This window comes from Pseudomonas petroselini, from assembly GCF_045037875.1.
GTDB classification, from domain to species: domain Bacteria; phylum Pseudomonadota; class Gammaproteobacteria; order Pseudomonadales; family Pseudomonadaceae; genus Aquipseudomonas; species Aquipseudomonas petroselini.
The window spans coordinates 1,668,756-1,693,201 of the sequence record NZ_CP173614.1 but is presented as its reverse complement, the minus strand read 5'-3'; the positions used below and the strand labels follow the sequence as shown (position 1 = coordinate 1,693,201).

The window sequence follows — 24,446 nt, the reverse complement described above, 5'->3', positions numbered from 1 at the left end:
GCGATAGCCACCACCCGAAACATCAAGTGAGTGGCGCTCCAGCCTTACCCGGCGGTGAAGTGGACGAGCTTATTTGCCCTACTTGCAATAGCTATGACATCGAGGAGCTTCAGGAGGTGTCGGATGCACAGTAGCGCCGAGCTATTTCCTAGTATCCATGCCGGTGCCGTGTTCGAAGCCTCTGCTGTGGCTCATGCCCATAAATCTGGGATCAACCCGGTGGAGCTCGACGCATTAGCTCAAGCGATCGGCCGCCTTGCTCGTGACCACAGCACCGTGGTCCCAATGAGCATGCGTGAGGATCTGTTGGAGTTTGAGAAGCTCGGCTACGTCGAGCTGACCAACACGCCCAGCGCAACAATTACCGTTGAACTGCTCTGTGCGGGCGCCTTGCTATCCAGCTACTTCTGGTCGGTTTGGGTGCCCCGCTACCTCCAGTGCTGCTCGCTGAAAGTGGCCGTCATGTCTCACCTGCAACACCCCGCGGAAGTTCAGCACTGCAGCGTGGTGTTCCGCGTGCCTGGAGCACGTGAGGCTACGCGTCACTTTTTGCATGAGCTCGGTACCAAGTTTCCTGGCGATCAGGCTGAAATCATCGCGATCCAGACCGGTAACGTTCTGGCAGACAGGGATGCAGAGCTATGACCACCAATCTCCTACGCGGAAAAAGCGAGAGCCTTCGTGTACTCGTGAAGTTTGCTGAAGCGAATGGCTGGACGGTGTCTCGCACTCAAGGTGGCCATATCAAGTTCACGAAATCTGGCCTTGGATCGATTTACACCTCATCAACCGCAAGCGATTACCGCTCAGGCCTCAACGCCAAAGCCCGTATTCGTCGTGCTGATCGAGCTCAAACCCTACACTCGCAGGAGGCAATCTAATGCCTATCCGTCATTGCATCGTCCACCTGATCGACAAAAAACCCGATGGCACACCTGCTGTTCTCCAGGCACGCGATTCGGAGCTATCCGAATCGGTCGCCATCGAGAACATGCTTGCCGACCTCAACGAGAGCTATAACGCCAAACAAGGCAAGGCCTGGGGTTTCTTCCATGCCGAGTCCGGCGCGCACCCGTTTAGCGGCTGGTTAAAGCAGTACTTTGAAGGTGACCAGGACTTCACCGCCTTCAGCCACACGGCGGTCGAGCATCTGCAAAAGCTGATGGAAGAGTCCAACCTCTCCACCGGTGGCCACGTACTGTTTGCCCATTACCAGCAAGGCATGACCGACTACCTAACTGTCGCCCTGCTCCACCACAGTGAAGGCGTGGTGGTTACTGACGATCTGGACGTCACTCCTTCACGCCACCTGGACGTTGGCCAGTTGCACCTGGCAGCGCGTATCAACTTGTCCGAGTGGCAGAACAACAAGCAATCCAAGCAGTACATCTCGTACATCAAAGGCAAAAACGGTAAGAAGATCTCGGGGTATTTCAGCGACTTCATTGGCTGCATGGAAGGCGTCGACGGCCCGGGCGAAACCCGCGCCCTCCTCAAGGCGTTCAGCGACTTCGTTGAAAACGAAGACCTGCCAGACGAATCGGCCCGCGAGAAAACCAAGGCCCTGGTGGACTACGCCACCAGCCAGGCCAAGCTCGGTGAACCCATGGGCCTGGAGGAACTGTCAGGCTTGATCGATGAAGATCGCCCCAAGGCGTTCTACGACCATATCCGCAATAAGGACTACGGCCTGTCGCCGGAAATCCCCCTGGATAAACGCACTCTCAACCAATTCCGTCGGTTCACCGGCCGTGCCGAAGGCTTGTCCATCAGTTTTGAAGCGCATCTGCTAGGGGACAAGATCGAGTACGACGAGGCGTCCAATTCATTAGTCATCAAGGGGTTACCTACCCAACTCACTGATCAGTTGAAACGTCGCTGAACACACTTTCTACCCTAGGCATCGGAGCCCACCATGAGTAACAAACCACAGCGTCTGCATGAAGAAAAATTCGTTATTCGCCTGCCCGACGGGATGCGCGAACGCATCGCGTTGGAAGCACGTGAAAACGCCAGGTCGATGAACTCAGAAATTGTTTATCGGCTGGAGACAACTGCCGAACTTGAAGCTGCTCTGGATCGTGCTTTGAAAATCATTGACCAGCTTTTGGCGGCAAGCCCGGCTTATGAGCAGCCAGGAGCCAGAGTATGAAAGCGTCTTTGGCCCAAACCATGAAAGATAAGCTGTTGCTGCCGGCGTTTGAATCGAAGTCGCCGGTGGCAGCGCGAATGAGCGACCCCATCGTCGATACCCCCATGCTGTTGACTCTCGACGAAACGCTGCCGTATGACGAAAACCCAAGGACGACTCGTAACCCGAAGTACGATGAAATTAAAGAGTCGATACGAAATCGGGGACTCGATACGCCACCTCCCGTCACTCGTAAACCTGGGGAAGATAAGTACCGGATCCGCAACGGCGGCAACACTCGCCTGGCAATTTTAAACGAGTTGTATCGTGAGACCGGCGACGAGAAGTACTTCAAGTTTCACTGCCTATTTCGACCCTGGGACGCCGTTCGGGGCGAAATCATCTCGCTCACCGGCCACTTGGCTGAAAACGACCTCCAAGGCCAGCTCCTGTTCATTGAGCGGGCTATTGGGGTCGACAAAGCGAGAGCGCTGTATGAAACAGAGGCAGGGGAGTCTATCTCATTACGTGAGCTTTCACGGCGGCTGTCAGCGGATGGCTACCCGGTCTCCGCGTCTCACTTGAGTCGTATGCACGACACCATTCGGTACTTACTGCCAGCAATTCCAGGCGCGCTGTACTCTGGACTGGGAGTAGACAGAATCATAAAGCTTCTGTCTTTGCGCAAAACAGCTCTTCAGTGCTGGGATCGCAATTATCAAGAGCAGGAGCAGCACCTTGATTTCGATACGCTTTTCCAAGATGTACTGTCCCAGTTTGAGGGCGACGCTGAAGAATTTCTATTCCAGCGATTTCAGGACGAACTGATAGATCACCTTAAAAAGCCGCTGAACCTCGGCTACGAGCAAATACTGTTGGAAATCACTCAGAACCAGGACCAATTGCGCCGGTCTACGCCGGTTCTTGAGCTGCCACAGTACCCTGCATCGCAATTTGAGGGGGGGACTCAACTTAACGTTTCGAACAATGGCATTGAGGCTAATCAGAACCCTCTACAACTACCCCCTACTACTTCGGGGGGCAGCACACATAAGACGACGCCCTCCAAAGAGAGTCCTTCACCTCAAGGGGTGCAACAGCAACTGGCCCCAACTCCGCAGGAGCAAATGAGCCCACAAGAGCGCCAAGCACGTATCGATGGGCACGTTGCGAGCCCTGTGAAGACTTCTCCCAGAGTCGACAAGATGAAACGGGAGCTCGCTGCGCTTGACGGTGAGGTCTTGCCCGACTTCGCCTCCAATGCCTTGGTGGCCATCCCTGTTCAAGCTGGCGGACTCAATCCCATTTCTGACCTTTGGTACATCGAACGCGAAATAGACAATACCGCGACCCTGCGTCAGCACATCGCTCAATTGGCTCGCGAAATAGCCAGCTCGGTCAAAGCCCCAGGTCAATTTATCGATATCGATGGTGGCGTCGGGTTCAGCTACCGACACCCCGAAGCGGAAGTCGAAATTACTGCCACAGCCCAACATACCTTGACGCTGCTCCAGTCTTTGAGCGGCTCGATGGCCATCGTACTGAAAATGATTCAGCAGCAACCCAAGCTTCAAATCGACGCGTTGGCTGACTTTGAGTTCGCAGCCGGACTGGGCCAGATCTTACTGGGCCAGCCTCACACAAAAGATCAGCCCCCTGAAAGTGAATGCCGTCTCAGCGACGGCGCTCTAGTGAAGCTGTTCCGCATTATTCGTCTCGCAAGACGTTTGATTGACCTGGAAATCCAGTCAGTCGCCAACAACGGTCCGAATTCAGCCAGTTAACACACGGACTCTACAAGGGGGAGTCGTCATGTCCAAGACACCAATAAATGAAGCAATCCTGTCACAGGTGCTTCATCACATGCGTAATGGCCAACTTCGGCGCTGCATCGAAATGGGCCTGGAGCCAGAGATATTGGCTCAGCTCCAACAACCTTCAGTACTGAGCTTGCTGCTTAACACTCCCGTGTCTTGGTGCAACGTCACCATTGATGGGGACATGGTAAAAAAACTACTGTCAGGCGCGCAGCGTTCTGATGAAGAAGTGCGCATGATTGAACGTGCGCTGCGACTTGGCGCGACCACTCAAATGCTGCAACAGTTCTTCGGGCTGTCTCCGCAGGATGTGGCCCTTCAACGCCTAATGATCGGCGTGACGGCACGTCGTGGCCGTTGGCGCGAATTCAGTGAGGAGATGGACGCTCAGCTTTGGTACCGATGGACGCACCTAATGCAAGAGCATCAGGTAGAGCTTGGCGACAGTCTCGCGTTGCTGGACATCGCCATGTTGGTCGCCGAGGAACTCAATGCTCCACAGGATACTAGCCCAGATGAGACCCACGAAAACCTCAGCCTGGCCATCATCTGGCATCGCATTCAGTCCTGGATAAAGGAAGGGCTTTACCCTCCTGCAAACCCTGGCCTTCCGAGAAGGCTACAGCTTGTGTCTTCTCAACGACTTGCACAGCCTGCAGCGACATCGGTGGAAGGTGACTCTGTATTATGAGGTTGTCTCGGCTTCCCTTGTCGACGCTTTTAGACTCGGCCTCGGGTCACCTTGAAGCTCATTTGCTTCAGAAAAAAGAGTCGGCGCCTCCGGGGATTGAAGGGTCTTCCCCCTACTCCGGAATTATTTTCAGCGGGAACCCACACGAAACGGTTCCTCGCCGATTGCTTTTGGATGATCGCTTAACCCCGCTTGAAAGAAACACCTGGCAGGTATTTCGCCTACTGATCAATGACGACGGCCTTACGGCGTTCCCTACCTATGACCAACTGCGGCCATATTTGGGTATGCAACCCGGTAGGCCTGCCTCGCGTGAAACTGTATCAAAAGCATTAGTGACCTTACGTCTCACCCGTTGGCTTAGCCTGGGGCGACGGGTGCGCAATGATCTGAGTGGACAAGTGCAAGGCAACGTCTACCTGCTTCACGACGAACCGGTCACACCGGCCGAAGCTATAGAGTTCGACAAGGACTACTTGCAGCTACTCGCGCAGTCAATGCAGCACCAGACCAAGGTGATTCGCGAAGTGGCAGAAATTGCCTGGAAGGAATTTGCAGCTGATCCTGATGTTGGCCAACGCTTACCTAGCAGGCTGGACATCATCGAATCCCGCATGAATAGCCAGGCCTGGACCAAAGCGCAGGCTCCAGTCGTTCTTAAAGCGACTGAGTTCGGAATCCGAACTCAGCAAAATATAGCTCTATCTCCACTGAGTTCGGATACCGAACTCAGTGAAAAAGGCGAAGAGCGAATCGCTTTGGAGCAGAGTTCGGATGCCGAACTCAGCCGTAAATCACTGAGTTCGGACTTAGTTCGGCATCCGAACTCATATAGTACGTATACAGATACACACAAAGATGTTTGTAAAAGCTCTGTACATGTACCGCCCACACCAAACGACATCGCTGCCGATTTGCTCGGTGCACTGCATCGACTACCGGTCGAGCAAAAACAGAACGCGGTCCTGGCGCTGCAAAAGGTTCCAGCAGAGTTGAAAACCGCGCTCATCAAACAATGGGTCCACCGCTGTGACTCGGGAGGGGTCCGAAACCCGCTTGGATACTTAATGACGCTCGTCGGCATGGCCGTTCGCGGCGATTTCAACAGCCAATGGAACCCTGACGACAAGGCAAAAGCGAGCCCCGAGCGTCAAGACGCTTCAGCCCCGCCAGAGGGCGCAGAGCAGCCGACGAAGACGCTAACGCAGACGCGTAGCCCTGAGTCGATACAAACCGCAAAACACACACTCAGCGGAATGCTGCATCTGCTGAAGCCTAATCGGGGTACACATCCATGATGTCAGGTGGACAACCAGAATATCGTGGTAACGCGGCCCAGAGCGAAGCGGTCGTGACCGGAATCTGTGCCAGCTACACAGCAAGTGTTGCGGCCCGCAACACCCTGACAGGAACCGAAATACGCCGCGGCCGCCACGCAAGTGACTCGGCCCAAATCACTTGCCCAGGATCCGGCATTCGTGCCAGCGACACGGCAAGTGTTGTGGCCCACAACACCCTGACAGCATCCGGCACCGGAGGTGGCCGCCATATAAGTGGTGCGGCCCGCACCACCTTGGCAGGATCCGGCATCCGTGCCGGCGACATGGCAAGTGTTGTGGCCCACAACACCCTGACAGCATCCGGCACCGGAGGTGGCCGCCATATAAGTGGTGCGGCCCGCACCACCTTGGCAGGATCCGGCATCCGTGCCGGCGACACGGCAAGTGTTGTGGCCCACAACACCCTGACAGCATCCGGCACCGGAGGTGGCAGCCATATAAGTGGTGCGGCCCGCACCACCTTGGCAGGATCCGGCATCCGTGCCGGCGACATGGCAAGTGTTGTGGCCCACAACACCCTGACAGCATCCGGCACCGGAGGTGGCAGCCATATAAGTGGTGCGGCCCGCACCACCTTGGCAGGATCCGGCATCCGTGCCGGCGACATGGCAAGTGTTGTGGCCCACAACACCCTGACAGCATCCGGCACCGGAGGTGGCCGCCACGCAAGGGATTCGGTCCGCACCGGCGAGTTTCAGCTCTTCCTATATAGAAGCCTCAACAAATCCCCTTCCATCGGGCTACGTATTTAATGCTGCGTCTCCTATAGCCAAATTGCAGCATGGGTACGTCAATCCTCTTCCCAAGGAAACACTGCACCATGGCTGATAACTTCCGGCTCAACATCGGTTCACTGCGCAGCGATGTGAAGCTCACCCTTCACACTCACCACGCCGCTCGTATATGGATGGGGCGCCCTAAAAATGACCTCAAAGCCGGCATCATTGGTCTGTCAGGGTTCTGCACTGTCGTCAATCGAATGTCTCGAGGCGCCCAACAGGATGATCCCTACTCTGACTGGTGGATGATCCTCCTCGAGGAAAAGATCAACGATTCCAAGGAAGCGTTAAAGACCATCGAAGATCGCCTGGACACAGCCATGGCCTCTCTTCCACCGGCCATCAGCATTAGCGAAAACCTCTCGATCCAGCCTGTCAGCCTCCCGCTGTACATCTCCAATCCCCTGGGATTTCAGGCTGTGTACCTGCTGACGAACTACGACGAAATTGTCAGACGCATTCTGTTGGCCCAGCACGTTGGCCTTGTCGGGCGCCACGATATGGAAACCTGGATCGACGAAGGCGCAGCGGTACTGCGGAGACTGTTTGGTCTGGCCCAGATCTATAAGTACTCAGGCGCTGCCCGCGACGACTTCGCTGCAAACAATGCCAAGGCTGAAGCAGCCCGCAAAATGTACGAGCGGTACGGTGAGCTGCCACAAGACATCCTGGAAGGCACCCGCCGTTCGAATTTCGCGCCACCGATCATCCGCGGTCAGCAGCAAACCGAGACGGATGATCATCTCGATGACCCCGTTGAGGGTTAAAGAGCATGGGCCAGATTCCCTCCAATGATGGGTCGCTGCAACAGACCGCCTTCCGGCCACTGCAACAGGAAGCCTTTCAGCGACTGCAACAGGCTGCCTCACTAAAGGGCCTTTTAAAGCCTTTTAAAGGTAAGGGGGAGCTGACCCAATTTGCCGATCTTTGCCGAGCTCAAGAATCGGACTTAAAAGCTCTTGCCCAGGAAGTGCTGAGCCAGGCCCGCCGATATCCATTCACCCTAGTTCCAGTGCGGTTGACTGAGCAGAACACCCAAGCCGGCACCCAGTTTTTGAGATGGCAGCAGGTGACAGATCGGCGGATGGGCGTAGGGGTTTGGGCAGAAATGATGGGCTCACCCAGAACACCGGAATCCATGCTGCAGGATCTTTACGTGATGGAGCTGCAGCGCATCACCTTGAATATGCAAATGAGTTTGCTGCACTCGATCACCAAACAGGCCGCCGAGTGCGCAGAAAAAATGGGCCAGGCAGAGGCCGTGTATACCGCTCGCCTGCAGCAGCTCAACAACCCAACGCAACACCAATAACCTCGGAGAATACTCATGGGCACGCCCGTACAAGGCTGGGAAGGCAATATCGGTTCTGCACCGGAATTCAAAGAATTCCCCAACGGCAATAAAGACCCACGTCGACTCATGCGAGCCAACGTTTACTTCGACAATTCGATTCCGGATGGCAAAGGCGGCTACGAAGATCGTGGCGGTTTTTGGGCGAATGTGGAGTGGTGGCACAAGGACGCCGAGCATTATTCGCAACTGTTCCAGAAAGGTATGCGAGTGCTGGTTTCCGGTCGCGCCGTTATGGACCGTTGGAAGAACGACGATGGCGAATTCGAAGCTTTGAAAATCCAGGCCAGCCGGGTCGGCATGCTGCCACACCGCGTGACCATGGTGAATCTGGCGCCTTCGCAAAACCAGAATTCGCAACAGTCCAACAGACCCGAATCGCGGCCGCAGCCAGCTCCAGGCCCGGATGAATATCCAGATACCGATCCACCGCAATTCTGAAAACAGGGGCTTAATTTTTCGGCCCATTCGTGTAGCTGTCGGTGTTGGGGGAAACAGCTCATCGTTTCCCCCGACCTCATTAGAGAACCACTACAAATTAGGACGTGCCGATGGATGAAGTTTTGAGGGACCCAACAGGGTACGTTGTCATTGGCGCAGAGCACCCAGCTTTAGGCCGTGTTTACTGGGCTTACTTTGATGAAAGCGAGGTGAATGCTCCGGACTACTACGGGCTCACCCTGGACATAAACCGAGCATCATGGGCTCCAGTTGGGTGGCGAACGGGAGAGTATCTGATGGGGGGCCGTGGAGAGACAGACCTTGATACCTGGCAAGCCCGCCGATTTATCAACACCTTGCTCGATGAATACCGCTTAGATACTGAATACCGCGTCGACTTTGACGACGACGACGAAATGACTGAACACTTATACGGCAAGCTGGAACAACTACGTGTTCAAAGCGGACAATCCACTCAGGACTTCATCGCGTGGATCAGAGTTGCGAACTGGACGGACGAGCCAGCTTCGAATTGACATCAAACCGCCAATTGGTTGGCAAAAAATCGCGCCATTCGTTAACTTTCAGGTTGAGTCACACTTCCATTCGGCTATCTCAAGCACAGAAGTTTAAAACTTCCGTTTTTGATGCAAAAAAATGCGCTATTCGTGATGTTACTGTCTGATAGATCTGTTCTTCGGGGACCGATAGCCAATGGCGCAATCTCGAACTTCTTTGAAACCAGCAGATAGGCGGCAATTCAATAACCCCCATACTGCCGTTCAAATAGCCGGTGCTGACGCCGCCCGAAAAGGGCTACGGGTGTATGACTGCCCTTACCACCATCCTGCGATGCGCGCGTCGTGGCTAAAGGGCTTTGCCCAGGAACAGCAGCTGACGCTGGACCTCTAGCCGCTAAAAGCCTCCCGTTGTGCATTGACCATTTCCCATTGAAGCCTTACCTGCCATGACGTGACAGTCCCGCTCTGCATAATTGAGAAGGGGCACACCGTGAAGCTATTGATCATCGAGGCACCTGGGAAGCTGAAAAAGCTTCAGCCAATGATGAAGAAACTGCGCCCAGGCGAACACTGGTTGGTTGTCGCCAGTGGTGGGCACATACGTGACTTGCCCGCCAGAGGGCAGGACGACAGCATGATCACCACAGGCGTCCGCAAAAATTACACACCGGTGTACGAGATCCTGGATAAGAGCGCCAAGGCCGTGCGGACCATCAAGGCCGCAGCTAAACAGGCCGATGAAATCTACCTCGCAACCGATCCGGATCGCGAAGGTGAAAGCATCAGCTGGCACATCCAGCAGGTACTGGCGGTCAAATCCTACAAACGCATCACCTTCAATGAAATCACCCTGAAGCGTGTCGCAGAGGCTCTAGCCAATCCTCGCCAAATCGATTTGAACAGAGTCGCGTCACAAGAATGCCGGCGTGTACTTGATCGTTTGGTGGGTTACCTGGTGACTCAGGAGCTACGCCGACTGATGGGCAAGCCCACCTCTGCAGGCCGCGTGCAATCGCCTGCCGTATACCTGGTGGTTTTGCGCGAGCGCGAGATCCGCAACTTTCAGGTAATCAACCACTTCGGTGTGCGTCTGAACTTTGTGGATATGAATCAGGGCACCACCTGGTATGCAGACTGGCAACCGGTACCGGATTTCGCGAGCAAAGACTTTCCTTACGTTCAAGATGCCAACCTGGCCCGACTCGTCGCCGGCACACGTAATGTCGTCGTCGAGTCCTGTGAAGACCGCAAGGCCGAGCGCCACCCACCCGCGCCCTTCATCTCTTCCACCCTTCAACAAGCAGCCAGCAACGCCTTGAAATGGGACCCGGACAAGACCATGCAAGTCGCCCAGCGATTGTATGAACAAGGCGTGATCACCTACCACAGGACGGATAATCCCAACGTACCAGACGAGGCCATGGAGGATATTAGAACCGTAGCTAGATCTATCGGATTGAAGACCGTCGACGAGCGACGTACATTCAAGGCCGCCGAAGGCGCGCAGGAAGGCCACCCCGCTATTACCCCGACGCATTGGGCTGATACAAAAGCTGGTGAGAACGACGAGGAACTCGCCCTGTACAAGTTGATTTGGGTCCGGGCGCTGGCCAGCCAGATCGAAGCGGCGGTATTCGACGTGCGTGCTGTAAAACTGCTCGCGGTTGGCCCAAATGGTAAGGCTTTGCGATTCAATGCAACTGGTGAAACCCTTTTTCATCCTGGGTGGCGGAAACTGCTCAAGGGCGATGACACAGACGATGAGGAAGATGGAGCAGCGAGCAACCCAGTTCCTGCACTCACACCAAAACAGATCATCTCTGTGCACAACGGAGAACTGCTGAAGAAGAAAACTCAGCCGCCATCCCGCTACACCAAGGCCAGTCTAATCAAAGAAATGGAGCGCCGCGGTATTGGTCGTCCCAGCACGTTCGCCTCGATCTTGAAGAACATCACCAGCAAAGGAATGATTGAGGAAAAAAGCCGCAAGCTGGTACCGGCGCCGCTGGGGGAGGAAACAATCGCGAAGCTGGAAGGGTTCTACAGTTTCGTGGAGCTCGATTTTACGAGGGAGCTGGAGCGGGATTTGGACAAAGTCGCCCAGGGCCAAGACACCTATGGAGCTGTCGTTGCGCGTCTGCATAGACGCCTGGAAGAGGAACTGTCTCAGCAACGTGGAATGCCGAGTGTGCCGATGGCGTCCGCTCCACGCCCAGCCACAGCAGGTGGCGCTTTCAACTGTCCCAAGTGCAATCAACCCCTCGCAAGGCGACAAAAAAAAGGGGGCGGTGGCTATGACTTTTGGGGTTGCACAGGCTTCAAATCGAATGGATGCAAGGTGAGTTTTCCAAACTTGAATGGCAAACCAGATCTCAATAAACCCAGAGGGGTGTGACTTCTGCCATTGCCGATATAAATCACCGACAACGCCGTTACGCATTAACCCTAGAAGCCCACCATTCCTATACCTGACAGTCCTCTGCGAAATTGCAGAGGAGGTCATGGGTGAGCGTACAGAAGAGACAATCGGTGGTGGGGCTGCGCATCTTAGCGCCGAAGCTGGAGAAGTTCTCACATCGGCAAATTGAAGTCGCCCAGACCTGGGCTTTACAATTTAACGTACCGCCCTCCCAGCTGACCTCCTTCATCGATACCTATCTGAGTTCCACTGTCCATACTCGTTGCTGGTGCGTAGCCCTGCCCTCTACAGATGATCAAACACGGCGGCTCCTGGCCAGAATCGGCGATCACCTCCAGTACTTCGATGGTCATCAGGTTAAGGCCTGCAAAATCTTCAGCAAGGACCGCGTGCATAAGAGAAAACCCACCGCAATGGTGGCCCAGCAGCTACTGCTCAGGTTTGAAAAACGCTGGTATGCAGACGTCCTACTGACCTCCTTCTGCAAGTCTGCTGGAGAGAGGGCGAAAGCCCTTTCGATTGAAGATCTAGGAAGCTTTAATCGCCGCGGCTTCGATTGGACGGCGAGCAACAATCGGTACTTCAATCCCCGCACCCGATTTTACCTGAAGCAGATTGGCAGCACGCTGAAGCAGTTTTGCCAGTGTCTGGACCAAGAGCTTTTATTCGCCATTCGTTCAGCGCAATGTCCCTCACCCAAGCTCTATAACTGGCTGGCTCAAGGTGACCGAAAACGCCGCCTTCAGGCCCTAAAAGCCCAGCCAGTACTGATTCCACTTCTGGTACTAGCAGATCAATGGCCGTGGCCGTGGGATGGGCAGCAGCAGGTATACATGAACTGCCCATGGGATGAACTTCAGGCGTGGCGCCCATACTGGAGTGAGGACCGTTATTTGATTTCCGCTGAAGAGTGCCTGGTAGGTCGCATAGCCGACGCGGGCCTCCCCCTTTCCGACACACTGGCTTGGCTGCTACAGGCGCCGCGCGCTGCAGTGCGCTACCTGGGTCAACAGCGGGTATTCGATACCGGCAGTGCATTGACCCGTATCAGCCGCGAGGGGCCACAAGGACCCTGGCATCGACTGCTGCTGGGAGCCTCACTGGGCAATCGCCGTCCTCTTAAAAAAGCGCACTGGATCACTCTCTTCGCGCTGCTGGATAAAATCCCGTATCAACTGCTGGATCAAACGCAGGACTGGAACAGGCTGCTGTCAGGGTGTCCAACTGATTGGTCGGACGACAATTGGTCCAAAATCGCCGACGACTTTCGAGACCTGAACGAGCTCTTTAACAACGTTGATGAGAGCGACGGACCAGCTTCTGGTGAAGCACTGCAGAAACTCAAAAGCTTCATTGCTACTGCTTCCTATCACCAGATCGCCAGCTTGGTGAATGGCTTTCACCTCGCGTTGATAGACATCCGTGAGGCTTTAGATGCAGTAGATCCACAAACAAGAACAGACTCTTTAACGCCCTGGAAGCCGCTGCTTTATTCAACCAGCACACCCCTCGTGAGTCCAAATGGGCTGCAAATTATCGAACTGAAGTGCCCCGCCGATCTTGATGCGGAACATCGAGCGCTGGGCCATTGCATTGATGGTTACGACTACAGTGCTTATCGGGGCATCTGCCGTCTTTTTTCGGTTCGCGAAAACGGGAAATCGTTGGCCTCTGCAGAAATCCAAATGGATGAAAGTGCCTGGGGCGAAACGTTAGCAAAATTGACTCCCAAACACCTGGTGACGATACAACTGAGAGGGCTCCGCAATCGCACACCTAAGTCGGGCTCCAGGGTTGACCGGGCCTATCAATGGTTTTGGGCAAAGATCAAATCGGGTGAGCTCGCCATTAACCTGGAATGGCCCGACCAAACACTATCCATGTCGCGCTATACAAATCGAAACCGGAAAAAAATGCATGCCCAGGCCTGTGCGGAATGGATCAACCAACGATTGAGCAGGACATGAGTCGTCCACGTCTGATGAACCGCCGGCAGGACCTGGTCGAAAAAGTCATTTTTGACGGCTATGACTTCGGGGTCTTAATGCAATACGTTGAGGGTGCGAACCGGCTGTTTCTCGAACGTAATGGTTTCTATATTCGGCGTGCCGAGCATCCTCAACATCGCTATTGGCGATTACCAAAAGGCAAGTTGCTGGATGACCTGGATGTGCTCTTCCACCGTTTGATGGAGTTGTCCGAGGACCGTTTCAATGAAAGTTGGGAGACGTTTTCACATAAAATCACAGCCGCACAAAACGACCCAGATCGGCAGGCATTCACGTGGGGGCTGACCTTTCGGATAGCTCCACTCGTTCAGGGCGGGATCCTGCTGTCAGGTGACTACCATCCTGGCGCGGTCGCCGTTTCAAGGCGCATGCACGGCGTGTTTCTCGGGCATTCCAAGTCCTGGCGCATTGACGCTGGTGCGGAAGTGGTGCGAAGCAACTTGATCCTGGAGCTTGGATTGTCGGAGGATCAGTTCGAAATCCTCGACACCGTGCAAGAGCTGCTGACCGACGGATCCGTTGTTCCAGCTGATGAAATCACCCGCATCAGTCTTGGTGGACCGCCACAAGAGCGCGCAGCAAAAGCGGCTGACGATAGCACCTCAACCGATGTGTATTTAGCCGCGGTGCCCTCAATCGAGCGCACCGGGTCCACTACCGAACAGATTAACCAGGCATTGGCTGGTTATTCTTTACTGGACCATCAACCGGCAGGCATCCGGCACTTGCTACAGCGCACAAGCGCCTTGCTTGCGGATGACATGGGGCTTGGTAAAACTCGCCAAGCAATCATTGCCGCTGCAATCCGAGCAGCTAATAGACCCATCTTGGTTATCACCCTGTCGACGTTGATCATCAACTGGCAACGCGAAATCCAGATGGTGTATCCCAAGGCCACTATCGGCCAACAGGTCTTTGATCCCTCTTCGCAATGGATTATCACCAACTACGAACGCCTTGGCGATTTTGTTCTGCATGCAGGACACTTTGAAGTGATGATCATCGACGAGGCGCACCGCCTGAAAGAGCCGACCGCCGCGTGGACACGTCACGGCTTCGACATTGCCGCCAAGATACCCAACCGTTACCTGCTGACGGGTACGCCAGTCCTCAACCGAGAATCTGAGCTGCACACGCTGCTACGGCTATCCGGCCACCCCGTTGGGAAACTGCCCTTGAAAGAATTCTGCGAACAGTTCGCCGGCAGTCAGGATTTCCGCATGAATCTGCGGGGCGCAATCGGCGATTGGATGCTCCGTCGACGCAAGGATGTCTTGCCCGGTCTCAAGGGCAAACAGCGCCAAACTTTACCCATCGAACTCACTGCTGAAGAGCGCAAGCAATACGATCAAATTCGGCTCGAAGACAGGCCTAGCCTCGCCAGGTTGGGATCACTGCGTCAGTTGCTTGAGCAGGTAAAGATTCGTGTCGTAATGGATCTGCTGTGCGAACTGGACGCGGAGGACAAAGTAATCTTGTTCTGTGAGTTCAAGGATACGGTAGGAACACTTCGCACTCGGTGCAAGCAAGCTGAGTACGGGTGCGTCACGGTTGTCGGCAGTGACTCTGTAGGCAAACGGCAGAAGGCGATCGATCAATTCCAAAGTGATCCAGAAACCCGCGTCTTTGCCGCCACTACCTCCGCTGCCGGCACCGGCAACAACCTCACTGCGGCCAACTATGTGATGTTCCTGGGCCTCCCCTGGACGCCTGGACTGCAGGACCAGGCTGAGGACAGGGCCTACCGCAATGGGCAATTGCGCATGGTCGTGGTGAAAATCCCGCTGGTGGAAAACACAATCGACCAGATGCTTTGGCAAATGCTGCAGGATAAGCGTCAGTTGGCAAGTGACCTCATTGAGCCCGACGCGGCCGGCAACGCGAGACAAGCATTGGCGACCAATTTGTAGATCTGCGGTATATCACTGCTTCTTAGTGGCTGAGACCTTGTAAACGTACTTGGAACCATTACTTTTGTTTTCTGGAATCTAATAGGCCTCCCCATCGGCAACAATAGTTTCGTTCGATATCTGCAAACTTCCGAAAGTGGCAAATCTATTTCGATTTTACCCACTTTGCTCGTATTCATTTCGAGGAGTCGAACATAATTGACTTTGTTACGTATTAGAATCTTCCCATCGCTCATAATGGCCGTCGAGACCCATTCAGAAGAGACTGATCTCACTGAAAGGCACGGACAGTTTTGGCGGACTCGTTGAATCCAGCGCGATACGCCAATATCCAACATCATGCCAAGCGCCATGCTTGAATCCTACTTCTGGATACGTACCGATGTGAGCGAAGCCTAGTGCTTCATGCAGCCCCACGCTGCCATCGTTTGGCAGCGCGATCCCGGCAAAGGCTGCGTGAAACCCTTGCCTTTTCAATGTCGGCAGCAACACGCCATACAGTGCCCGGCCGACCCCGCTACGGTGCGCTTCTGGCGATATATAAACGGTGACGTCGACCGACCAGCGATAGGCCTCACGAGCCCGGTGCTGACTGGCATATGCATAGCCGATGAGCTGGCCGTCTCGCTCCGCTACCAGATACGGGTAAGTCGGCAAAGTCGACCCAATCCGCTTGGCCATCTCTTCGACTGTGGGCGGCTCAAGCTCAAACGAAATCGCCGTATGCTCAACCATCGGTGCGTAAATTGCCTGGATGGCTTGAGCGTCCGAAATCTGCGCAATCCTTACTGTGGTGTTGCTCATCCTCTATCCCCTTGGTCGCTCAAATCGATCTTTGATTGACTCGTTTCGAGAGTGCTTCGGCGCTTTCCTTGCGCTCCGAATAGCGGTCTACCAAATACGTTTCCCGGCCCCGAACCATCAGCATGAACTTCATCAGTTCCTCCATCACGTCCACAACACGGTCGTAGTAGGCGGATGGCTTCATACGCCCTGCGTCGTCGAACTCCAGAAAGGCTTTGGGTACTGACGACTGGTTTGGGATGGTGATCATCCGCATCCAGCGCCCGAGGATCCTAAGCTGGTTTACCGTGTTGAAGGACTGTGATCCACCGCAGACCTGCATGACGGCCAACGTCTTGCCCTGGCTGGGGCGGACAGCGCCCAACGTGAGAGGTATCCAGTCTATTTGGGCTTTGAATACAGCAGACATTGCACCGTGACGCTCTGGCGAACACCACACCTGTCCCTCTGACCACAGAACCAGATCCCGCAGCTCTTTAACCTTTGGATGGTCTTCCGGAGCGTCATCAGGGAGAGGCAGACCCGAGGGATCAAAGATGACGGTCTCGGCTCCCATTAGGGTCAGGATGCGCGCGGCCTCTTGGGTCAGCAGCCTGCTGAAAGAGCGCTCACGGGTTGAGCCATACAGCAACAAGATGCGTGGTTTGTGAGTCGGTTGCTCGTTGCCTTGCAGGCGATCCAGTGTGACGAAGTCGATTAGCGACTGATCCAGATTAGGTAGATCCAGGCTGCTTTCCGAGGAAAATTCGTCCATTACAGTTCACCTATTTGATCTAGCTCGCGCTTCAGTTCCTGCGGTGTGAGCGCCGAATGATCCAAGCTGAAGAATGCCTCGAAACGCTTTTTAATCTGGACGACGGTCGCGTCAAATGCGGCTTGGATGTCGCTGTCTGTGCCTTCTACATCGGAAGGGTCGGCGAGGCCCCAGTGGCTTTTGACAGCAGGCCCGAAATAGACCGGGCAGGGTTCGCCTCCAGCCTTATCACACACGGTGATCACCACATCCGGTGGTGAGTCCGAAAACACCTCTGAGCCTTTGCTGTAGAGATCTGTGGTGTCGATACCAAGCGCTTGCAACGTACTCACGGCGCGTGGATTCAGTTGTCCGCTTGGGAAGCTGCCCGAACTGACGGCGTTAAAACCGCTCGGGGCCAGGTGGTTGAACAACCCCTCCGAGAGAACGCTCCGGCAGCTGTTTGCCGTACACATAAATAGCACTTTCATGGGTTTCTCCTAGACAGGGATGCTCAGCCGCGACGCCAGTGCCACCAGCGTTACCAGCAAGATAGGGAGGGTGAGGATGCTGCCGACTTTGAAGTAGTAACCCCAGGTGATGCGGATATTTTTCTGCGCTAGCACATGCAGCCACAGCAACGTGGCCAGGCTTCCGATGGGCGTGATCTTGGGGCCAAGATCGCAACCGATGACGTTGGCGTAGATCATGGCCTCACGTACCAGTCCTGTAGCGTCGCTGCCCTGAATGGACAGAGCGCCGATAAGCACACTCGGCATGTTGTTCATGATCGAGGACAACAGCGCAGCGGTGATACCGGTGCCCAAGGTAGCGGCCCATAGGCCATGCTCGGCAAATATGTTCAGCAGCCCCGAGAGCGAGTCGGTTAGGCCAGCATTACGCAGGCCATAGACCACCAGATACATGCCCAGCGAAAACACGACAATTTGCCAGGGCGCGTCCTTGATGACCCTTCTCGTGGAGATGATTTGGCCTTTACCTGCGATGACCAGCAGGATCATTGCACACGCAGCAGCAACAGCGCTGATGGGGATACCTAACGGCTCCAGTGCGAACAGACCAACCAGCAGCAGGCCAAGTACCCACCAGCCAGCAATGAAGGTCGCCCGATCTCGAATCACCGACTCCGGGGCCTCAAGCTGATCCGCGTCGTACTGGGCGGGAATGTCCTTGCGATAGAACATCCAGAGCATGAACAGTGTCGCGGCCACGGCCACTAGGTTCACTGGCCACATGACAGAAGCGTATTCACCGAAACCCACGCCAAAAAAGTCTGCCGAAACGATGTTCACCAGGTTGGACACCACCATCGGCAGACTGGCGGTATCAGCGATGAAGCCTGCGGCCATCACGAATGCCAAGGTGGATGCCGGGCTGAAGCGAAGCGCCGTCAGCATCGCGATGACGATTGGGGTCAGAATCAGTGCGGCTCCATCATTGGCGAACAGTGCCGAAACGGCTGCACCGAGCAGGATCATCAGCGCAAACAGACGTCCGCCTTTGCCCCGACCCCAGCGAGCGACATGAAGCGCCGCCCATTTGAAGAATCCCGCTTCATCGAGCAACAAACTGATGATGATCACAGCAATGAAGGTCGCGGTAGCGTTCCAGACGATGTGCCACACAACCGGCACATCCCCTAGACTTACGGCGCCAGTCAGTAGTGCCAGAACGGCACCCGCTGCCGCGCTCCAGCCGACACCTAACCCCTTGGGTTGCCAGATAACAAAGACGAGCGTAACTACGAAAATCGATGCTGCGATGAGCATGAGTATGTTCCAGATCAGGATGTCAGCAGCAGGAGGCTTGGCGCACGGGTCTGTCTTCCATGGAAGCCAGCCGTCCTTGATGGTCGTTAACCCAGGACTGGTGTGCCTGCGTAGTGACGTTCAGAACATCCAGTGCCCACTGTTCAAGCTCGGGATGCAGCCGGTAGTAAACCCACTGACCCTGCCTCCGATCTGCGAGTAACCCGCAAGCACGCAGTTGGGCAAGATGCCTGGAGACCTTCGACTGGTTATCGTCCAGTGCCCAGATTAACTCGCACACGCACAACTCACCCTCAGCCGAAAGCATGAGCATGATCCGGGCGCGAGTTTCATCACCCAAGCACTTGAAGAATGTGTGTGGTGTAAGGCTCATAAGCAATCGCTCTGCATATGTGGATAATCGAATATGCAGATTTAACCACGTTCAGCCTGCTTGCACAAATGCCTGTGGCGGGAGTTAACGATGGGGATCAATGCTCACCGGTCGACCACAGGGTAACGACCAGGAGGGATTAACAATCGCCTCAGCACGCGGACGGAGATTTGATGTTCGAATGGATGTTCGCTGAACGCGATTTTGGATTCATTACTCTAGGCGTAATGGCAGGATAGCTGGTCAGGTCGAATGCAATTGAGTGGTCAGCGTGAATGCAAATGAATGCTCAGCGTGAATGGAAATGGGTGATCAGATACTAGGTAATTTTCCACCTCGGTCGCGTCATCTTTGTATAGCCTATAAATACCTATAGACGTAGTTTTCTATTTCCTACTGCGCAGCTGGTACCAGCCTGTCACCGTTCCCCTATCATTACAGGGGGCCTCTCGGCACATGATCAGGCACGTCACCACGCTCTCGCTTCTAGCGTTAATCGCCAGTTGCACGACCCAAACGGCGCAGACACCCAAGCCCGCTTTCGACAGCAGTCGCAATCCGGACATGTTGACGCCAGACCTCTATCCTGGCGGCGCCGTTCCTGAAAAAGAACCAGTAGTGCGCTATGGCCGCTACACCCTCGTCAGCACGCTGCCAGATTCTGGCCAACGTGACCTGATGGCTCAGATTATCGACATCAGCATTCCAGCCAACATGCACCCAAATGTGCATGAGGCCATGCAGTACGTGGTGGACCGTTCAGGTTATACGCTTTGCTCGGCAGACTCTGGCCACGTCAACATCCTTTACACCCGACCACTCCCAGCAGCCCAATATAAACTTGGCCCTATGACCCTGCGTAACACCCTGCAGGTGCTCGCAGGTCCGGCCTGGCAGGTGAAGGTCGACGAGGTCAACCGTCAGGTGTGCTACGTCCTGCGCCCTGGCTACCAGCTCCCGGACTCTCCACGTCCTGCATCAACTCAGATTGCTCAACTCAACACATCGACAGCTGCACAGCCTATCGCAGCGAAGAGCAATAACAATGATGCGGGCAGCCAAGTAGTAGTCGCCGCCGTTCCCCAAACAGCGCCTTTCACAACAACGGCATCAGCCGCTACCCCTGTGGCGAACGCTGCACCAGCCAAAACCGTGGCCCCTCCTACGGTGATTACCAAGGATGGCTCTACAAAACAAACGTCTGCCTTGCCGACTCAGAGTCCGGCCTCGACTTCGTCCAGCAACCCAGATGCCAAGGCCGCTTCAACTCCGAAACTGGTCACCGCGCCGGCCGCAGTTTCTGCAGCGCCAAAGCCGGTTGCGACGGACATTGCAGCGCCGAAGCCGCTGGCCCAGACATGGACGGCTTCAACTGGCTCAACCCTTCGTCAAACCGTCGAAGGCTGGGCTGAAAAAGCGGGCTGGAAACTGATGTGGCAGGTCGATGATTTGGATTACTCAATTGACGCTCCACTTCGATTTGAGGGCAGTTTCCAAGAAGCCATTGGGTCGATTTTCCCACTCTACGACTCGGCTCCACGGTCCTTTCTGGTCGATGTGGTCGACAGTAACTCCTCACAGCGGCTGATTTTTATTACAGAGAGGAACAAATGATGACTGCTCGTCTCTGGATCAAAAGCACAGCCTTGTCACTTATCGTCGCACTGGTGAGTTCCTGTTCGCTGCAGCGTGTGAATGAATCGGCCAGCCGAGCTGAAAATGACGCTGCGACAGCCTCTCAATACAGCCGATTTCTGAGAAATCAGCAGCAAGAGTCCGCGCGCGCTACGGTGGTGTTCAGCGACAAACCATGGGTATCCAAAAAACCGCTGGTCGCCAAGCGTGGTTTACCGCTGACCATGGATTGCGACATCACCTATCGCCCCTCATATAACGTTGGGATCGCTGAGATCGCGCAGTACATCACTAGTGAATGTGGTGTACCGGTCATCGTAGCCCCTGACGCAATCGACCCAAGTGTCCTTTCCAGTTCGACGCAGGGCAACTCAGGACCTGCAGTTCCACCTGGTTTGGGCTCTGCCGACAACCTGACCAACTTCATGCCCGCCGGCGTCATCGGCAATGTTCCGAGCAACGCCCGCTCAATGAATTCGATTGGGCTGACTGCGCCCAACACATTCCCCATTAAGTACAGCGGCAAGCTGTCAGGGTTGTTGAATCAAGCGACCTCCCAGTTAGGCTTAGCGTGGAATTATTCCTCCGATGATCGAAGCGTGCATGTCACTTACTTCGACACCAAGACGTTCGACGTCTGGGCATTTGGTGATGACCAGGTCATTGAAAGCACAGTGAAGTCGGGCTTGCTGACTGCTACAGGCAGCGGGAGCAGTTCCGGTGGTGGTGGCGGCGGATCTTCGTCGACAGGTGCATCGGGTGAATCAGGCAGCAACCAGAGCACCACCGTTACCATCAAGACCTCGCTGATCGGAGACATTGAAAAAAACGTCAAGGCGATGCTGAGCCAACAGCCCCAAGGTCGGATGTTCCTCTCGCGTTCCACTGGCACCCTGACGGTAAGTGATCGACCAGAAGTACTCTCAAACGTTGCTAAATACCTGAATTCGATCAACAGCAGTATCACCCGTCAGGTGTTGTTCAACGTCAAAGTTTTCGAGGTAACTCTCACCGACACAGACCAGACCGGCCTGGACTGGACGGCTGTCTATACGTCCTTGAGCAACAAATGGGGCTTTTCGCTGAAGAATGCCACCACCGGCATAAGCACGGGCGCGGTGTCGGGCTCGTTGAGTATTTTGGACACGTCGAAGTCTCCTTGGGCTGGCTCCAACTTAATCATCAAAGCACTTTCCGAACAGGGCCGAATCTCGAACGTTCGCTCGCCGTCGGTCACCACGCTGAATCTGCAGCCGGCACCCATCCAGATCGGCAACGTAAAGAGCTATGTCGCATCAAGCTCGACAACCACCACGGCTTCCGTTGGATCGTCTACTTCGCTCACCCCCGCGACTATCACCAGCGGCTTCAACATGATGTTGCTCCCTCGAATCATCGACCAGGACAACATGTTGCTGATGATCACCCTGAGCATGAGTAGCAAACCGACCTTCACCACTTTTACGAGCAACGGCTCCAGTGTCCAGACAGCGGATTACGACACCAAGAACCTGTCGCCCAAGGTCAAATTGCGCAGCGGTCAAACCCTCGTACTGACTGGTTTTGAGGAGAACAGCGAAAACGCAACCAAGTCTGGCGTAGGTGATCCTGGATTCTTCGGTTTGGGCGGCAGCCGTATCCGCACCACAGGGCACAGCGTACTCGTAGTGCTGATTACTCCTGTTGTTGATAGCGAAACAGGCAGCCCCAGCGCGGTGATTTCACCTGCTGCCAACGAGCCTTGGGGCTCTTGCCATACCCCACTGCTGCATTGCACAGGTTCCAAGGGGTAAGCCATGGTTGCGGAAACCTCAAAAAATGCACGCTCTGCTCGAGTCCAGGTACTCCAGTATCGTGGAAAATCATTTGTCACCGGTCTGCGCTGGCATCCGCTGGGCAGTGTCACCGGGCACATGAAGGAAGCGCGCCAGTACGGTCGTGAGCACCACCTCGACATTGTCGCCATTAGAAGAACACCAGCCATTATTCAGGCAGGTTTTGTAGCGCGCAGCGAGGAGGTCACCAAAGGGATGTACTCGCTCGCGGCCACCCTGGCTGGACAGCTGGGGGACTCATGGATCGCGGCCTGGAAAACTGAGAGCGAGATTGACCAATATGCCCTCGTTGCTGTGTATCAAGGTGGCGTGATCTCTGGCTGCGACATGATCGGCACTGGTGCTGAGGTCCGCCGCCGAGTCGCGCAACAACGCAGTCGTGGGATCAACTTCGACAACGAGTACCTGCCCCCAGAGTTCGATATGGGCGGTCAACCACTGGACGTGGCAGAGCTACTTCAGCCGTCGCATCTAAAACGCGAGTACCGGCTACGGCCACTCGTCTTTGGGCTATCCAAACCAGAACTTGTGCAGCTGGCGGTTCTTGGCGCGCTGATCGCTGCCGGCATCATCGGGTGGGCTCAATGGCAGAGCCATCAGGACCAAATAGCCAAAGAGGCGGCTTTCCAGGCTGAACAGCAACGCCTGGCAGAGTTGGCCAGACTGCAAAAAGAATCCGGTATGGAACAGACGCCCCAAGCGCTTGAACACCCTTGGGCCAAACGTCCATCTGTTGCAGATTTCCTGGAGGGTTGCAGCAACGTCATTTATCAGTTGCCTCTGTCCATTCAGGGATGGCAGTTCACGAGTGCCGTCTGCGACGGCGCACAGGTTTTGTCCTCCTATAAGCGCTCGGGCAATAGCACGGCCGACAAACTGATACAGGCGACGCAGGGCCACTTTTCTGATCGGCCGGCCTTCTTTGACGAGGGCAACTCGGCCACGTTGAAATTCGACATCTCTCTACCCGCAGCCGGTGATGAGCCTCTAAAAGACGCCATCGTGATGTTGGCGAACCTGTCGTCTTGGCTGCACAGCTTCACTCAAACCCCAGTGCTGAAAGAAGTGCCGGTCGTTGTGCCCATTCAACCAGCGATACCGGGCCAACCTGCGCCACCGCCGCCCCCACCGCCTCAATGGAAGCAATTCGAGCTGAGCTATGCCACTGGCATTACGCCGCTGGACTCATTATCCGGCGCACCCAGTCAGGGCTTACGGCTGCGCGAAATCACAACCAAATATGAGACCGGCCACCTTGTCTGGTCAGTAATAGGTGACCTATATGCGAAATAAAGCGCTGTGCTTTTTGTGCTCCATCCTTGCGTTAGGGGCACCATCGAGCTGGGCAGATGAGAACACCCTATCTGGGGTGAACGTCGGCGAGCTGGCCCAGATTCAAAGCCAGACGATCTTGTTGAATGCCAAAGCCGAGAAGGCCAAGGCCGAAAGATCGATCAAGGGCGAAGACCAAAGTGCGACGACGCAGCCGTCAACTGTGTTTTTTTCTCAAGGAAACCTCACACAGCCGGCTGCAGCCTCGGCGCACAGCAGTGATACACAGTCTGACTTGCCTGTCGTGAAAGCGGTATTCGGCTCAGCAAAACGGCTGCGTGCGACTCTGCTCTACAGCAGCGGATTTGAAGTAGACGCAGATGCCTCATCTCGGGAGTTACCCGGTGGCTATCGCATGGCCATCCTCTCCGTCGAAAACGTGACCCTCGAGCGTGGCGGTAAGCGCTACCCCCTCGGCTTTTCCAGTACGCCCCCGGCCAGCTTGAGCAACGTTAACAATTCAGCCCCCAGCATTACCCCATCAGCACCTATGCCGCCTGGGCTGATCCCTGGCCAACGTTGATTGAGAAGTTCG

Annotated in this window: 25 protein-coding genes; 20 read left to right on the top strand and 5 right to left on the bottom strand. The window is 55.2% G+C overall.

All coding sequences use genetic code 11. From position 1 onward, the window contains the following. The first annotated feature begins 123 nt into the window (after positions 1 to 123). The 16 genes from ACI512_RS07875 to ACI512_RS07800 all read left to right on the top strand — a co-directional run bounded on the left by ACI512_RS07875 (position 124) and on the right by ACI512_RS07800 (position 15,409). A complete protein-coding gene (locus tag ACI512_RS07875; protein ID WP_008437321.1) occupies positions 124 to 645 on the top strand; it encodes a hypothetical protein in 522 nt (173 codons plus the stop codon). After that, entirely contained in the window at positions 642 to 881 is a 240-nt protein-coding gene (locus ACI512_RS07870; RefSeq protein WP_008437325.1) for a type II toxin-antitoxin system HicA family toxin, read from the top strand. Before ACI512_RS07875 ends, ACI512_RS07870 begins: the two co-directional genes overlap by 4 nt. After that, positions 881 to 1,882 carry a nucleoid-associated protein YejK gene (gene yejK / locus ACI512_RS07865; RefSeq protein WP_008437326.1) on the top strand — a complete coding sequence of 334 codons (1,002 nt, stop codon included), beginning with the start codon at positions 881 to 883 and terminating at the stop codon, positions 1,880 to 1,882. The genes ACI512_RS07870 and yejK overlap by 1 nt, the downstream gene beginning before the upstream one ends. Positions 1,883 to 1,915: 33 nt before the next feature. Then, entirely contained in the window at positions 1,916 to 2,152 is a 237-nt protein-coding gene (locus tag ACI512_RS07860; RefSeq protein ID WP_008437327.1) for an Arc family DNA-binding protein, read from the top strand. Then, positions 2,149 to 3,915, top strand: coding sequence for a ParB family protein (locus ACI512_RS07855; protein ID WP_008437328.1), 1,767 nt, complete (start codon positions 2,149 to 2,151; stop codon positions 3,913 to 3,915). Before ACI512_RS07860 ends, ACI512_RS07855 begins: the two co-directional genes overlap by 4 nt. Before the next feature lie 28 nt (positions 3,916 to 3,943). Beyond that, a complete protein-coding gene (locus ACI512_RS07850; protein WP_008437329.1) occupies positions 3,944 to 4,639 on the top strand; it encodes a DUF2857 domain-containing protein in 696 nt (231 codons plus the stop codon). Further along, positions 4,636 to 5,937: an STY4528 family pathogenicity island replication protein gene (locus ACI512_RS07845; RefSeq protein ID WP_019816979.1), complete on the top strand. Its 1,302-nt coding sequence runs from the start codon at positions 4,636 to 4,638 to the stop codon at positions 5,935 to 5,937. Before ACI512_RS07850 ends, ACI512_RS07845 begins: the two co-directional genes overlap by 4 nt. Before the next feature lie 53 nt (positions 5,938 to 5,990). Further along, positions 5,991 to 6,731: a hypothetical protein gene (locus ACI512_RS07840; protein ID WP_138183495.1), complete on the top strand. Its 741-nt coding sequence runs from the start codon at positions 5,991 to 5,993 to the stop codon at positions 6,729 to 6,731. Between the two features lie 68 nt (positions 6,732 to 6,799). After that, positions 6,800 to 7,525, top strand: coding sequence for a PFL_4669 family integrating conjugative element protein (locus ACI512_RS07835; protein ID WP_008437331.1), 726 nt, complete (start codon positions 6,800 to 6,802; stop codon positions 7,523 to 7,525). 5 nt (positions 7,526 to 7,530) lie between these two features. Then, positions 7,531 to 8,070: a DUF3158 family protein gene (locus tag ACI512_RS07830; RefSeq protein ID WP_008437334.1), complete on the top strand. Its 540-nt coding sequence runs from the start codon at positions 7,531 to 7,533 to the stop codon at positions 8,068 to 8,070. A gap of 15 nt (positions 8,071 to 8,085) precedes the next feature. Next, positions 8,086 to 8,550, top strand: a complete 465-nt coding sequence (locus ACI512_RS07825; protein WP_008437336.1) for a single-stranded DNA-binding protein — start codon at positions 8,086 to 8,088, stop codon at positions 8,548 to 8,550. A gap of 110 nt (positions 8,551 to 8,660) precedes the next feature. After that, positions 8,661 to 9,086, top strand: a complete 426-nt coding sequence (locus tag ACI512_RS07820) for a hypothetical protein (RefSeq protein ID WP_008437339.1) — start codon at positions 8,661 to 8,663, stop codon at positions 9,084 to 9,086. Positions 9,087 to 9,264: 178 nt separating this feature from the next. Next, a complete protein-coding gene (locus ACI512_RS07815) occupies positions 9,265 to 9,462 on the top strand; it encodes a CrpP family ICE-associated protein (protein ID WP_073845721.1) in 198 nt (65 codons plus the stop codon). Positions 9,463 to 9,561: 99 nt separating this feature from the next. Then, positions 9,562 to 11,466: a type I DNA topoisomerase gene (gene topA / locus ACI512_RS07810; protein ID WP_008437341.1), complete on the top strand. Its 1,905-nt coding sequence runs from the start codon at positions 9,562 to 9,564 to the stop codon at positions 11,464 to 11,466. Positions 11,467 to 11,576: 110 nt separating this feature from the next. Continuing rightward, the gene (locus ACI512_RS07805) at positions 11,577 to 13,457 is read left to right on the top strand and encodes a hypothetical protein (protein WP_008437343.1); all 1,881 of its coding nucleotides are present in this window, start codon (positions 11,577 to 11,579) and stop codon (positions 13,455 to 13,457) included. Beyond that, on the top strand, positions 13,454 to 15,409 hold the full coding sequence (locus tag ACI512_RS07800; RefSeq protein WP_024073377.1) for a DEAD/DEAH box helicase: 1,956 nt from the start codon (positions 13,454 to 13,456) through the stop codon (positions 15,407 to 15,409). Before ACI512_RS07805 ends, ACI512_RS07800 begins: the two co-directional genes overlap by 4 nt. Before the next feature lie 255 nt (positions 15,410 to 15,664). On the opposite strand, the gene ACI512_RS07795 is transcribed toward ACI512_RS07800, so the two are convergent. From ACI512_RS07795 to ACI512_RS07775, 5 genes are read right to left on the bottom strand one after another with little or no spacing between them, the layout of a single operon-like run. Continuing rightward, positions 15,665 to 16,213: an arsinothricin resistance N-acetyltransferase ArsN1 family B gene (locus ACI512_RS07795; RefSeq protein WP_008437347.1), complete on the bottom strand. Its 549-nt coding sequence runs from the start codon at positions 16,211 to 16,213 to the stop codon at positions 15,665 to 15,667. A 19-nt stretch (positions 16,214 to 16,232) separates the two neighbouring features. Further along, positions 16,233 to 16,967, bottom strand: a complete 735-nt coding sequence (gene arsH, locus ACI512_RS07790; RefSeq protein ID WP_405121729.1) for an arsenical resistance protein ArsH — start codon at positions 16,965 to 16,967, stop codon at positions 16,233 to 16,235. Then, positions 16,967 to 17,437, bottom strand: coding sequence for an arsenate reductase ArsC (locus ACI512_RS07785; RefSeq protein ID WP_008437349.1), 471 nt, complete (start codon positions 17,435 to 17,437; stop codon positions 16,967 to 16,969). The genes arsH and ACI512_RS07785 overlap by 1 nt, the downstream gene beginning before the upstream one ends. Before the next feature lie 9 nt (positions 17,438 to 17,446). After that, positions 17,447 to 18,736: an arsenic transporter gene (locus tag ACI512_RS07780; protein ID WP_008437350.1), complete on the bottom strand. Its 1,290-nt coding sequence runs from the start codon at positions 18,734 to 18,736 to the stop codon at positions 17,447 to 17,449. A 22-nt stretch (positions 18,737 to 18,758) separates the two neighbouring features. Beyond that, positions 18,759 to 19,109, bottom strand: coding sequence for a metalloregulator ArsR/SmtB family transcription factor (locus ACI512_RS07775; protein WP_008437351.1), 351 nt, complete (start codon positions 19,107 to 19,109; stop codon positions 18,759 to 18,761). A 456-nt stretch (positions 19,110 to 19,565) separates the two neighbouring features. Here ACI512_RS07775 and ACI512_RS07770 point away from each other — a divergent pair, with 456 nt between their 5' ends. Genes ACI512_RS07770 through pilP form a run of 4 tightly spaced genes read left to right on the top strand, consistent with a single transcriptional unit; the run spans position 19,566 to position 24,434 of the window. Further along, positions 19,566 to 20,723 (top strand): TcpQ domain-containing protein, encoded by a 1,158-nt coding sequence (locus tag ACI512_RS07770; protein WP_008437352.1) that lies wholly within the window; start codon positions 19,566 to 19,568, stop codon positions 20,721 to 20,723. Further along, positions 20,723 to 22,537: a PilN family type IVB pilus formation outer membrane protein gene (locus ACI512_RS07765; RefSeq protein WP_032899626.1), complete on the top strand. Its 1,815-nt coding sequence runs from the start codon at positions 20,723 to 20,725 to the stop codon at positions 22,535 to 22,537. Before ACI512_RS07770 ends, ACI512_RS07765 begins: the two co-directional genes overlap by 1 nt. 3 nt (positions 22,538 to 22,540) lie before the next feature. Continuing rightward, the gene (gene pilO2 / locus ACI512_RS07760) at positions 22,541 to 23,872 is read left to right on the top strand and encodes a type 4b pilus protein PilO2 (RefSeq protein ID WP_008437354.1); all 1,332 of its coding nucleotides are present in this window, start codon (positions 22,541 to 22,543) and stop codon (positions 23,870 to 23,872) included. Next, entirely contained in the window at positions 23,862 to 24,434 is a 573-nt protein-coding gene (gene pilP, locus ACI512_RS07755) for a type IV pilus biogenesis protein PilP (RefSeq protein WP_008437355.1), read from the top strand. The genes pilO2 and pilP overlap by 11 nt, the downstream gene beginning before the upstream one ends. Positions 24,435 to 24,446 lie beyond the last annotated feature (12 nt).